A 13,578-nucleotide genomic window follows, 5' to 3' on the forward strand; every position below is an offset into this window, starting at 1 on the left:
GTATCCTTTGTTGATGAAATGGCCACCTCGATTCACCTGCCATGAACGAGGCGAGGTGAATCGAGGTGGCCGATTGATTGTGGTTAATTGAGTATCCGCACTTCGGAAGACGGGACCGCGCGGATTGTGTCCGGATGCGACAGTCGCACCGCCGCCTTTCCGTCCACGCGCTCCCAGACCACCGTGATTGCACCGGCGGGTGTGGGGATCGTTCCGGAAATTCCATCATAGAAACGGACCACCGGAGGTGTGACGGAGAACGACTTGAAGCCGACATCGATCGGACGGATGCCGAGCACATAGGCACCGTAGTAATACGCAGGTGACGCCGACCAACCGTGACACAGGCTGCCTGCCGCGTGGAAGTCCCAACCGCCCTTCTGCGTTTCCCAGAACGAGGTCGCATTGCGCTCAAGCATGCTGCTCCAGAACGAGTCGACGTCATTCAACGCCTGCATGCCCAGTTCAGGCGATTGAAACAGCGCTTCGTATTTCCAGAACGATTGTCCGAGTGCGGTGGGCACCAGACCGCTGTCCGGCGACAGCAGACGCTGGCGCAGCGCTTCAGCCTCCGCGTCCGGACAGCAACCCGCACACAAAGCGAGTGACTGCGTCAACTCCGCGCGGGTATCCGGCTCCCGACACTCGCCGAGGATTGTCACGTAGAGGCCTTCCTCCGGCTTCCAGAACGACTTGTGGAATGCAGCGCGAAGTTGGGCGACAGCCTCGCGCCATTGCGCGGCAAGCGCCGTATCACCGGCCGCCTCAGCCAGTGCCGCACCAGCGTCCAGACCGAGAACGAGGAATGCATTCAACGGCGCATCAAAGCGCAGGGTCTTCAGTTCGGTGAAGCCGGTGCAGTCGCGCACCACACCATCGAGGTCGCCGGGTGTCCAATCATAGAAGTGCCAGTAGCGTGCCCCTTGAAACGACGGCATCAAACCGTCGGTCATCTGCTCCGTCCAGGTCGTCAGGATCGTCTTGACCGTAGGGAACATGGCACGGGCAAATTCACTGTCGCCACTGAAATGCAAGTTGCGCTCGACCGCCACAATCCAGGCCATGGTGAACGCCGGAATCGCGATGGGCACCCGGGCCGGGGCGCAGAGCTCCAGGATGCCGTCAGGGTTCAAACCACCAGCCAGCAATTCGAGCGAGACCTGCGGGAAACGGTATTCGCCAAAGGCATAGTAGCCCGCCAGCGTCTGGATCAGCATGTCGTTCGCATACAGTGCCTGCTCGCGCCACGGACAGTCGTCGTAGTGGTCGTGCATGCACAAGCGTAGTGTATCCACGGATACTGAATGGATGCGTTTTTGCATCCGGTCGGGCGAATCAAAGGCCCCGCGTTGCGGCACCGGATACCTTAGTTTGCGAGCGCCTGCGTAGATCAGGGTGAAGTCGCCGGTGCCGCCCGATACGTGCAGCTGCAGGTAGCGCCCGCCAATCCGGGTAACCGGATAGAGGAAGGTCTGTCGCCCCTCGCGGCATCGATAGGCCGATGCAAAATTGCGTCCTCCCACAGAGGCCCGAACACGCAGGTCGTCCAGATGCTCGCCATGCGCGATGTCGATCTGCACGCCCGCGTCGGCGATGACTTCCAGCTCCAGATAGCCAACGGATTCGCGTCCGAGGTCGACCACGATGTAGACCCCGTCGGCCGCATCCATCAGTCCGGGCTTCAGGGAGAAGCCAGCTCCGGTCAATGTGACCGGCCCCACCTCAATCTCGTTGAAAAACTCGGGGGCCGACAGGGAAGACAGCCAATCGTGCTGCATCCGGGCCGCCACACTACCATCAGAGGAAGCACGCTTGAACACACCCTGAGCAGTGATAGTCGCGGGCAAGCGATCCAGTAATTCGCAGACCGGAAGCGGTCGCGCACGGAAGCGCCAACCAGTCTCCTGCCAATCCCGCCCATCGGATTCATCAAATGCAGACCATCCCTCCCCGAAGACGCATTCGGATTCCCTCCAGCCATCATCACCGGTGGCGTCGTATTCATATGTGAATGACAACTGCGGCGTCGTAATGGGGATAGGACCGGAACGATAGCTTGTCGACAGTCGCCATTGCGAGTTCGACGCGCCACTCAGGGCCAAAGGCTTCGAGTCACCGGTGAGGGCATAGAGGACGCCCGGATCGCCAACCGCGTAGGTTGACGTATCCTGCCCCATCTGGTGGATCAGGACGGCCAGCACGTTTTGACCTTCGCGCAAATGGGACGCAACGTCCCACTCGTCCACCGAGCGCGTCTCCGGCCAATCGGGAAAGGGCCCGGTTCCGATCAACTCGCCGTTCAGCCAGACTGCGTAGCGGCAATCCGCCGCGATTCGAAGGAGGCTTTCCTTCGGAGCGGATGCCACCGTGAACTCATGGCGGATTTCAAGATTGAGATTCACACCGGGCTCAAGTGCCTGAGGCCAGACCCATGCGGTGTTAACAGGGAATTCGATTTCTGACATATGTATAAATGACTTCTGAAAATTACGATTGCTTTGCGACGACTGTCGTCGCGCCGTCCACGATCCGGATTTCCACTGGCTGTGCGTCGCTGGTTTCCAGTAGCAACTGTCCGTTCTTCTCGTAGCGAACCTTAGTCACGCGGCCGTCACGCATCTCCCCGCTCACGAGGATCCCCCCATCGGCGGGCAGCTTCTTAAAGGACAGGTCTTTCCATTCCTCCGGCACTGCAGGGAACGGGTGGATGACATTGTCGTAGGACTGCAACAACATCTCGATCGTCGTCAGGGCGAAGGTGCTATAGGACGAGGAGCAATAGAACAGAGAATCCGCATGCGCTTCACCCATGGCTGCACCCGACGGGTCTAAACGGCGTAAACCAAGCGAAGCATATTTAAGCGCCTCTTCGGAACGCCCCAGGCTCGCTTCGGTCAATGCATACATCCCTGTCGTCATCGCGTTCACACCGGCATCGACGGCGTCCAACTTGTTCCGCGCATGCGTCTTGTCCAAGGTGCGGTGCGCCTTGGGCAGATCGAGGAAGGGCACCTGCTCGCAGTAAGGATAGCCCAGCGTCGAGAAAGAGCGGATACAGAAATACTTGCTGCCGACCTCCCCTTCCGCATCGCCGGGGCGTGCGAGATAACGCTCTGAATTCTCCGGCCAATACAGCTTGCGGACACTCTCCTCACATTGCTCGGCCATTTCCAGGTCCGTGTTGCGGCGACGCGCATAACGGGCAAACATCATAAGCGTCCACCGGCAGGCAATCACCGACGACATCATTGAGACGCCGAATGTGTTTTCATCCAGATCCAGCGTCTTGCGAATCATGTAGCTCTGGCTCGCCTCATCCCAAAAGAGCAATTTCTGCCAGAAGACCGAACAACCTCTCAGAACCTGATAGGCCATTTCCTCACACTCCGCATCCTCCGGGTGCAGGCTTGCATTGCGGTGAAAGATCGCCGGCATGAAACCGTCCAAATGGCGCTGCCGTCCGTAGGTAAAATTCGACTCCGTCCCGGCAGTGGTCAGCATCTGGGAAAAGCAAAAAGCGTCGTGGACATCATCCAGCGTCCCCATGCCCTCGAGAATAATCAGATAGTTTCTGGCATTCTGACGCAGCACCTCGGGCTTGTAGAACTCCTTAAGCATGGCAGTCGCACGCTCGTGCTGATTCATCCGGGACAGCAACAACAAGACGTATCCCGCATCATTGCTGAATGGAATCATCCCCCAGCCCGGATCGGCAAACTGGCAAACCCCGGGTATGAATCGGGATGCGCCTGTGATGCTAAGCGTGTAGTAGAGCGAACGGTAGAAAGTCGTCGCATACAGGCCGTCCGGCAGGCTGACCTCCATACGCCCCCAAAGCGCCGCCCATGCGTCCAGATGCTGCTCCAGAAGCACCTTCGAATTCGCCGCCGCGGCGAGCTCTTTCGAACGCGCTGAAAAATCCTCACAGTCAAAACTCGTTACGAGGGCACTGACCAGACGGATGGACTGCCCGGGCTCGAGCAGGAAAGTAGTCGCCTCCCCATCGGCGGCCTCAAGCGGCAAGCTCGACTTGACCGTCCATGCGAGGCTGGTAAACGGCAGGCCCATGTGAGGCGCTTTGGCGGAACAGACCACCCGTAGAATTCCCTCATCGAGAAAGACCGGTTGCCCCGGCAGCGACAACGTCCAACGCTTCGCCTCCGACGAGGTGTTTTCCAACTGGAACACCATCAGATGGCGATCCGTTTCGGAGAAAAAGCACTGGCTCTTATAGGATGCTCCGGACGGATCGCTCAACTCGGTCCGGGCCACCGCTTCGTGCAGTGACAATTCCTGGCGATATGCCGACGGCTCGTCCGATAGGGCGGAACAGGAAAGCCTGAATGGCCCGACAGGTGCTCTTACAGTATCACAGCTCCAAAAGTCCGTCAGCCACACTGCGTCGAAACCAAGCCCGTCATTGCGCAGCAATCCGCCCATTTCGCCGTTCCCCAGCAACAATCCGATTTCGCTCTGCCACGCCTCGCGGACGATGTTGTGTTTACTGATATCCATACTATAGATTATATTAATATAAGGATGATAAGATCATTCGGTTCTGTCAACTGATTTTACAACTATGCAATACACACTCCGCCCGGGTGAGCAACTCGCGCACACCGGGAACGTCTCGGCTCCAAGTCTATCCGGGGTTGGCTCTCAGGAAAGAGCTTTCGATGGATTTTCGACCAGGATCAAATCAACCACATCAAATCCAAGGCCCACAAGGCTCCCGGCAGCAAAGTCCAAGTCATTTTGAAATGCTGAAATGGAACCGATCCGTTTCATTGTACTGCGCTAGCCTCAGAGTTGAAGATAATCGCATGCATGGCAACTTGCACCTCTTGATCGAGGGGGCGAGCAAGCCCAGAGAACGAGACAAACGAGCGGGAAGGTATCGCGATCACTCCCCGCGGAAACGAACCAGACTATAGCTATAATTCCGCCCATTGGGAACGAGCAGGAAGACATAATATTGGTCCTTCAACACGGTTTGCGAACCGGAGTAGACCACACGCCATTCACTCTCAGGCCGAATCGCACATTTCAGTTTTAATTGAAGGTCCGACTCGACCGCCCCCAGCGAAACCGACTTGGATTGATACGCTCCAATCCCAAGCATTTCATCCATCGCCTGACACATGACCGGAAGTGGGCTCACATTTACAATTAAAGCGGTGTTTTTCGTTGCCGGATTCAACTGCCGTTCCACCGGAAAGAGCCGGACACCTTGACGACCGCTTAAAATTGCAAGCATCCCCCCTTGCCAGCCTTGTGGCAGGCTGACCGTGCTCAACACTTTCAAAATCGGCTGCCCCAAGTGATCGAGACCAATCGAGCGGTAAATGGCAAACTCACGACTGCCCTGGTAACGCAACAAATCGGAAGTCTCGCCAGGCTTCACTTGGATCGGCTCGGGCGATTCATTCTCGCTTTGTATGTAAAACTCTAAAGCCGAGTTGGGACCATTGTCTTCCAGATAACCCTGACTACGAGCTCCATCAGCCACACCCACCATATAAAAACGAAATGCCGTATCGATGCCGTCCGGCTCGACGGATTGCGCCGGAAGCATCGCCTCCGAGCACAAACAAGCAATCAACATAAGCCACTTTACGCAGCTTCCCGCGGAACAGTATATTGTTTTAATCATATAAAGATTGAGGGCTAAATTTCTTCAGGCTGCAGCCAGCGAAAATGCTTGATGACAAACCTGCGACCAAAGCCTCCCACAGGATCGCCTGCCGTCACCACCTCGGTTGAGTCCACTTTTTCGGGCATGCGCTGCACAATGGCTTCACACCATGCTTTGACACGCGCACCGGTAATCGAACTTTCCGTTTCACCATACACGCGAATCTTAAACGTATCGGATCGCACAGTCAGAACACTTCCAATCTTTGAAAGAATATCCGCCTGAGAGAGAAAGCCCGGCGCATTGGCCGAAAAGGATCCTTCCATGGCTTTTCGGTAATAGCCGTAGCTAAACTGCTCGCCTTGATAAAGATCCTCGTCTGCGCTGTATAGATTGCTCGTTGCACTGTAAAAACTGTCATTCAAGCCAGCCGCTTCAATTGCGGTCTGCAGGGCAGCCTTATGGTGGACTGCATGCTCCACGGCTGGATACTGGACCGAACGATTCACAAAATCGGCCATTGAAACAAAGGGCCCTCGCAGTTTAACCTGCTCGACGACCGCCTCAGCCAAAGCGTGTATTTCGTCTTTCGCCAGTGCCCGGAACCCGGAATAAGTAGCCGAACGCTCGGGCAGCAAGCTATCGGATGCATCCACATCCGTATTTTGTGGATAGGGTAAGCGCAACCACGGTGCCTTGCCTTGATTGTCATATTCACTCCCGGCGCTGATATCTACATTCGCCCCCAGGAAGGCACCCAGCAATGCTTCCCATGCATCGACCGATGTCGAATTCACATTGAACGCACCATCAACCAGCAAATCGCTCGCAGCAAGTGTCATACTATCCAGAGCGTCACTCTCCTCCCCCGAGATCGAAAAAATGCGACTATTCTTGCTCACCATTGGGGTGAGTGCAGGAAAATCGGAACGTTCATATATGGTCGGTATCGCGGAAAAGAAATAATCATCCCACAAGGCCGAATTCAAATTCCATGACATGTCATAACTCACCATTTCAGGCACATCGGCCGATGAGGGAGCCTCGGCATTCACAGAATGGATATTGTAAGTTTCGTCATAATTAACGTAGGGCGTCGCGATACCATTGCCGACAGCATAGGCCGGTGAAGTATTGGACCACTTCCAATAATTGACCGCATCGTCCAAATTGTGCGCGACCGTTAAACGGGCATGCATCAAATCGCCGATCGAACGCATTTCGAGCGGATCGCGAGGCAAGTGAAAGAGGATCGCGGAGGTGTTGTTACTTGTCGCCGCATCGGTAAAGCCGACATATGCAGTATTACCATCGCATGGAACAGAGACATGCCCCACTGTCGGCTCTTCATAATACCCCGACTCCCAAGACGGATTATTATTGAATCCAGAACGCGCGTCGTTCGCTCGACTCTCACTTGGAGTTCGCCCACTGAAGCTAGCTGTGGGATCCAAATACCCCAGCCATTGCACTCGAGAACTGACACTTTGCTCCAAGCGGCTTTGAGCGAATTTAAGCCCTGACATGATCGCGAAATTCGGCTTTGTGTCCGGAATTGGCATCCCGCTCACATGAATCTCTCCATTATTGACCGGAGCAAAATCGTCTCCACCTCCGTAATTCAATCCGGAGATATAGAGCAAGGGTTGATTCTCCAGATTTGTGATCGAATCAGCCAGCCTGATATCCCCGGGAATATTTTTCTCATCCTCATCAAGCACCACACCAAAGCCCGCGACTTTTGATACAATTTCGTCCCCATCCTCCAATGTGAACTCACTATTAGGCACACGATACGCAAAAGCGTATCCTCCGCGGTATCCGGGCGCCAAACGCCAGCCAGAGGTTCCATCAGTCACGGTTTCCACAGGAGCGGACGGGGAAAATACCACAGCTTCCCCAGCCTGCAAATCTCTCCCCAAATCCAAAAGAAACGGGATCCGTGCATAAGCCGGGGTCGTCAAGCCACTGTCCCCCATTCCGTCATAATCCGTGCCGGAGGATGGCTGCGGATGACGTTTTCTAGCCCCATTTTGATTATAGATGATTTGATATTTCCATGGAAGCGTCTCTGCGGGATCATCTGAGAGCTTCATATCCACATACCACTGATCCCCCGCGATAGCCGCATCATACGGGTTCCACAAAACAAATGACGGTTGAAAGTAATACCATACCGCATACTCCCCCGCAGAAGTTGGCTCGGGGAGAACCACGATGCTCAGAGAAATTTGCGCCAGCGTCAGCAAAGGAGAGATACCAGCTTGTGCCCCATCCGCAACCGTCGCGTCATAGACCGCCGTCAAATCCTTGCCATAGAACTTAGGTCTTGAATTCACCCAACTGTACAATTGATCCCAAAGCGGGCCGCCGGCATCACCCGCAATATCCGTTGCCGCCGGAAAGATCGCCCTCCCTTCCAACTGTTCGTCGATTCCTTCCGCTCGCAGACCATTCGTGAGGTCACGTTTCAAACCACCCCATCGCAAGGTATCACGATCGTAGGTGGTTTTAGCCAAGACGCCTGCACTATCGAAGGTGGTCGTATGAAAGTTGACCTGGCTTAGATCTGGGCTGCCAGACCCCGATGTGAGAAAATCAAGATCGGAAAGATCCACGGCCCGCTGCAGCTCAGTCCATTCCGGACTCGCAAAAGTAAGGTGCTCCATACCGTCGATCATTTCGGGTGCGAGGCGTTCGGCCTGTAGAACCGCCCCATTTGTCTGGCCCGATCGTTGCCGTTCCACCTCGCTGTAGCTGTAACGCCCATTTACCTTCGCCTTAACGCCTTCGTCGAGGACGACCCAGGCAAAACCGCCCTCCCCCTGTCCATCAGTTCCAGTAATCCGCCCCCGTTCGACAGGCGCCTTGATTGAGCCATCGAACTGTCGCTGCGTTTCCGGACGACGGTCCCGATGGAGCCAGACATAGCCATCATCCACCTCCGGATCCGGCAATTCCGCAGAAACCGGATTTAAATAACCATTAGGGTAACTCCAGCTCATCGGATCGAAAGCCGCCTGATCATTGCCGCTGATCAAGACCCTCGGCAGGCCCGCGGGCCTGCCTGTCGCGGTAAGCTTCGAACAATCCCAGACAGCAGTCAACCAGCGGTTCGTCGGCGCAACGACTTCAGAAGCATCCGGGGCGTCATCCTGGTAAAAATCCATCCGCGTCGACACCCGCGCATCCGGCCCCATATATTTCTGCAATTCGCCCATCGCGACCGTCAAGCCCAACAGGGCATTCGAACGGGCCTCGCGTATTTCTGCACTATTTTTTGCATTCAGAAACTCAACCTGAACAATCGTCGACAAGCCCAGCAGAAGAATAAGCATGACCCCCATGAACCCCAAGACCAAGAGCAGGGCGAACCCCTGCTTCGGCCTCGTTTCCCGTATCATTTGAACCCTCTTCTTCATTATATCGTATCTATTTTTTGGATACTATAATCATATTACCATAAGGTTTAATCCCCCCGAAAAAACGTCACAACAGGCCGGATCCCACAAGATCCGCAACCATAGAACCTTGATACTGCTTGTATATCTCCAGGCATTTTGACACGGATCGAACCCCACCCGATGTTTTAAGATCCATCGAACACGCTGCCGCCGCCCCGAGGCCCAGCTGCAGGGCTTCCTCCATCGACAACCGTTCATGTAGTCCATAGAGCACGCCTGCTGTGAAGGCGGAATCGCCCCCGTTCAGGCCGACGATACGTTTGCGCGGCAAATGCACGCGCGGCATGAATACGGGCTCTCCCGCTCGAGGCAGGTATACGCCGCCTTCTTCGACCCGGAGCACTACGGCACCACGGACTCCCCGATCCTGCAGCATCCTGGCTGCATCGTGCAGCGCATGCTGGTCCAGACCACTCCGATACCGCATACGGACACCGGAGAGGATCTCAAGTCCGCTCTCATTGAGAAACAAGTAGTCCACATAGCGAAGCGCTGCCAGCGCCCGCTCCGCTTCAGCCGCCATCGGGACGATCGATACCGCCGTTTCCATGCCGGCCTTCTGGGACAGGCGGAGCAATTCCGCAGCCTGGCTGCCGGATTGCTTATGCTCCCCGTCCAGTTCACCCAGCCCAAGAATCGGCCCGAGGTATAGAAAACGGGACTTCGTTTCTTCAACCGGCACATCCTTCAGCTTCAGCCGGGAATGGGCACCCATACGATTCAGGGAACTGAGCTCGCCCGTCTCCGAATCCACCATGACGTCATTGTAGCTGCTATGCTCCACTTTGGACACACGGAGGCTGTGCGTGTTAATGTGATGGGCGGCACAATCTTCCTGCACGGCGCGCCCATCCACATCGTGACCGACCCAGCCGACGGCATTAAGCGGAAAATCCGCGCCCAAGCGAACGAGGTCGACCAGCAGATTGTAGGCGTGACCTCCGTTGCAGATCTTCTCTTGTTGAATGCGAGCCACGCTGCCCGGCGCCGGTATACGGTCGACCCGTTTAATGTAATCAATCGCAAAGGCACCTACCGACAGGATACCGGATCGTTCTAAATCGTTTTTTTTCATGGTAAATTTCAACCCTCAAAGGCATTAAATCACTGTATCCGACCACCAACTACGTATTGCTGCGCTCAGGATTCGCCTTGCTTCATCGTCAAGGTCAGCAGAAGCACCCAGAAGGCGACCGCCAACGAAGCCACGGGAATCTGAAGGGCACTGGGCAAAGCGTAAATCAAGCCCGTCAGCGGGATCCAGAAACACCAGTTGTTGAACAAGGCCGGAACCCCTGTGCTTAAATAATAATCCAACGGATCATTCAGGCTCCGGGACATGCGCTGCCAACGAAAACCACTGTCGCGAAATAACAGCACGATTAATTGATATGGGTTGGCAAAAAGGACCGTCCAGACAAACTGGTCGAACGCGATCTTGGACAGCACGGTTCCGGCGCCGGCTCCTTCGCCGAAAAGATGGGTTTGAAAGACATAGAGCCCATCACTCAACACCCCGAGTATGCCGAAAACCAGCAATCCGTAGGCGGCATGCTGCAGCACTTTCGGCCCCCAACGGTAGAGCCCCGTGCACAGTCCCAGCAAGACCGGCAAGATCCCCCCGGCGATGCCCATGCTGAAAAACGAAAATCCGGCACCATAAGCCGCTTTCCATGCCATAATCCGGTCAAAGACGGCACCAGTCGCCGGAACCGCATAATAGCTGGCCACTACCAAAGCGATGATGCAAACCACCACTAAGCCGGGCCACTTGGCATCATTGGATGCCTGCAAACCGCGGCGAAGCCCCGCAGCCAGTTGAGTGCCCAGCGACGGCGAGTCATCCTCGGGCCAGACCTCACCGGCGCCCCCCGCACCGACAAACAGGTTGCGGGACCGGTAAAACTTGCGTGTGTGAAATGTGAAATCAGCAGAGGCGCTGGCGTGACGGTAGAGGAGCCGTAGGTCGGAATTCATTAAGTTTAGCGTTTGTTGTTCGTATCAGATCGAGTCTGGAGCAACAAAGCAGACGCCAACAACATGAGCACCCCAGATGCCAGGACAACCTTATAGTTTATATTTCTTATTTTTTAACATTTTCGATTCCTTTAAGAGCATTTATTGGCTATTTTTGACCAGAACAACCAATTTATGATCAAAATATATCCATTCCGATGATGCCACTCGAACCCATCTGGCAAACAACTTGCAAACTTCTGCCTGGTGGATGCAAAATTATCGCAGCGTCTCACGCCCCTGACACCACCTCCCTCATATCAATGCAAAACGCGCCAGACACAGACAAAACAGCCCCTCCCCGTCCAAGCCGGGCGACGCATTCGCCCCCACTGGCACCAAAGGGACAACCGGCGGAGTATTTGCGCCCCCTCCGCCATATGATGGGACAGTTGGAGCAGCCGCCCAATCTCTTCAATGGTTTGATGATCGCGGAATCCCCCGCCCCTGACAACATCATCATATTCGAGCGCACGGACACGGCATCCTTCCGGCCGACAGGCGTGAGCAACAACTTCCACCACCGCTTCGTTTTGGTCTGCGTGCTGGAGGGCGGCGGCCCGGGACGCATCGGCAACTACACCCATCAATTCGAACCCGGCGATTGCGCGCTGATTTTCCCGAACCAGTTCCACCATTTCATGGATGTTGAGGCCCAGTCCCTGCATTGGCTTTTCATCACATTTGAAATCCCCCAAGCCAAGGCGCTCCAAGCCCTGCTGGACAATCCCCGGCAACTGGATGCCGAGGGCGTGATCCTGCTTCAAAACACGCTCATCCCCTACTTCGAACAAAAGAAGAACCGGCCGGATGCGCTGGAAATCGCCTATCACCTGTCCCGCTTCCTCCGATACATGCCGAGCCTGCCGAGACTACCGACAGAGCGCTTCAAGCTCAACAGCTCCGACAACTTGCGTAACAGCATCCTGGAACGCATCAACAGCTATGTCCGGGAGCATCTGACCGATGCGCCGACTCTAGCCGACCTGGCCGATGCATTGGGCTATTCCGTCAGCCACCTGCGCGCGGTTTTCCGTGACCATCTGGGCGTCAGCCTCGGCCTTTACATCAGGGAATCACGCCTGTCCGAGGCAGCCAAACTACTGCAAGAATCCAATCTGAGCGTGACCGAAATTTCCGAAAAAACCGGCTTTGACTCGCTCTTCGCATTCTCCCGGGCCTTCAAAAAGGCTTACGGCATCCCCCCCAAAGCCTACAGCCAAAAAGTCGGCCGTAGCCACGAGGCAGGGAAGTCGACTTCGACTCAGTCAAGCTTCTAGGTGTGGTGTTGAATTTACAAATATTCAATTAAGGCCGCACTTCAATGCCTTGATAGCTCATATGATTGGGATGAGCAAGACACTAGCTCACAGTGACCAGCGGTTCTTCCAATTTCTTTCTCGGCGTTGATTTCGCTGGCTTCTGATACGTATCCTCAAAGATTTCCGGATAGAGCGAAGGCAGCTCGGCAATACTAGGAATAACATGATTCGGACGGTAAGAGTAGTGATTGATTTCTTCCTCTGTCGTGCCCCCGGAGAGCACCAATACCGTCTGATAACCCATCTCAACCCCACCAAGAATATCCGTATACATGGTGTCGCCCACCATCACAGTATGCTCGGTGTCGATTCCCATTTGCTTACGAGCTAGGCGCATCATGACACTACTGGGCTTCCCCACCGAGAATGCCTTCGCGCCGGTCGCTTCTTCGATCAGGCGAACAATTGCACCGCAGCCTGGGCGGATGCTATTTTCAATCGGACAATTACTGTCGAGGTTAGTTGCGATCAGCTTGGCACCTGCATGAACGAGCTGCGTCGCCTTCTCCAAATTTTCAAAATTAATCACACGCCCCTCTCCAACCACCACGTAGTCAGGATGATCCTCCGTGATCGAGTAGCCGTTCGTATGCAGCGCTAGATTCAATCCGCCTTCTCCAATCACAAAGGCTGTGCCTTCAGGTTTTTGAGAGGCAAGGAAGCGCGCCGTCGCCATTGCACATGTAAAAATATGGCGATCTTCGACGTAGATCCCCATCTTCCTCAACTTCAAGGCAACATCACGTCGAGTCTTTTGACTGTTATTTGTAATGAAGCAAAACGGGATGTCCTGCTTCACAAGCCGATTGATCACTTCAGCAGCACCGGCGATGAGTTGGGAGCCCTTGTAAATGACCCCATCCATGTCTATCAAAAATCCTAACTTCATATCTCCTAATTTAAAACGGCTTTTGTTTGTTTCTGTCGGAATGAATTAGGGCAACAAGGGGTCGACGAATGGTCTCTAACACTGCAATTGAACCACAAACTTTCAGGCCAACTACAGTCATACCTCAAAGCTTCATGCAGACGCAGCGGTGCTGCTTTTCATGGCATTGACGACGGCTGTGCATCCTCAAATGCATATCAGCTGCGTTAATGCTAGTTCGCAAATTGCTCATAGTTCGCCCATAATAGCAAA

9 protein-coding genes are annotated in these 13,578 nt (G+C 54.9%); 1 reads left to right on the top strand and 8 read right to left on the bottom strand.

Annotation, left to right across the window (positions count from 1 at the left end):
* Positions 1-83: 83 nt before the first annotated feature.
* The 7 genes from O2597_RS07520 to O2597_RS07550 form a co-directional block, all read right to left on the bottom strand.
* Positions 84-2,465 (bottom strand): family 78 glycoside hydrolase catalytic domain, encoded by a 2,382-nt coding sequence (locus O2597_RS07520; protein ID WP_269523716.1) that lies wholly within the window; start codon positions 2,463-2,465, stop codon positions 84-86.
* A gap of 22 nt (positions 2,466-2,487) precedes the next feature.
* Positions 2,488-4,515, bottom strand: coding sequence for a glycoside hydrolase family 95 protein (locus tag O2597_RS07525; RefSeq protein WP_269523718.1), 2,028 nt, complete (start codon positions 4,513-4,515; stop codon positions 2,488-2,490).
* A 144-nt stretch (positions 4,516-4,659) separates the two neighbouring features.
* Entirely contained in the window at positions 4,660-4,788 is a 129-nt protein-coding gene (locus O2597_RS07530; protein ID WP_269523720.1) for a hypothetical protein, read from the bottom strand.
* Positions 4,789-4,903: 115 nt separating this feature from the next.
* Positions 4,904-5,605, bottom strand: a complete 702-nt coding sequence (locus O2597_RS07535; protein ID WP_269523722.1) for a hypothetical protein — start codon at positions 5,603-5,605, stop codon at positions 4,904-4,906.
* Positions 5,606-5,667: 62 nt separating this feature from the next.
* A complete protein-coding gene (locus O2597_RS07540; protein WP_269523723.1) occupies positions 5,668-9,039 on the bottom strand; it encodes a hypothetical protein in 3,372 nt (1,123 codons plus the stop codon).
* An 85-nt stretch (positions 9,040-9,124) separates the two neighbouring features.
* Positions 9,125-10,174, bottom strand: coding sequence for a carbohydrate kinase family protein (locus O2597_RS07545; RefSeq protein WP_269523725.1), 1,050 nt, complete (start codon positions 10,172-10,174; stop codon positions 9,125-9,127).
* Positions 10,175-10,239: 65 nt separating this feature from the next.
* Positions 10,240-11,076: a hypothetical protein gene (locus tag O2597_RS07550; protein ID WP_269523727.1), complete on the bottom strand. Its 837-nt coding sequence runs from the start codon at positions 11,074-11,076 to the stop codon at positions 10,240-10,242.
* A 302-nt stretch (positions 11,077-11,378) separates the two neighbouring features.
* Between O2597_RS07550 and O2597_RS07555 the strand changes: the two genes are divergently transcribed.
* Positions 11,379-12,395, top strand: coding sequence for a helix-turn-helix transcriptional regulator (locus O2597_RS07555; RefSeq protein WP_269523728.1), 1,017 nt, complete (start codon positions 11,379-11,381; stop codon positions 12,393-12,395).
* A gap of 82 nt (positions 12,396-12,477) precedes the next feature.
* Here O2597_RS07555 and O2597_RS07560 read toward each other — a convergent pair whose 3' ends face one another.
* A complete protein-coding gene (locus O2597_RS07560; RefSeq protein ID WP_269523729.1) occupies positions 12,478-13,326 on the bottom strand; it encodes an HAD-IIA family hydrolase in 849 nt (282 codons plus the stop codon).
* Positions 13,327-13,578: the final 252 nt, after the last annotated feature.

The sequence above is a fragment of the Coraliomargarita parva genome, assembly GCF_027257905.1.
Taxonomy (GTDB): Bacteria; Verrucomicrobiota; Verrucomicrobiia; order Opitutales; family Coraliomargaritaceae; genus Coraliomargarita_A; species Coraliomargarita_A parva.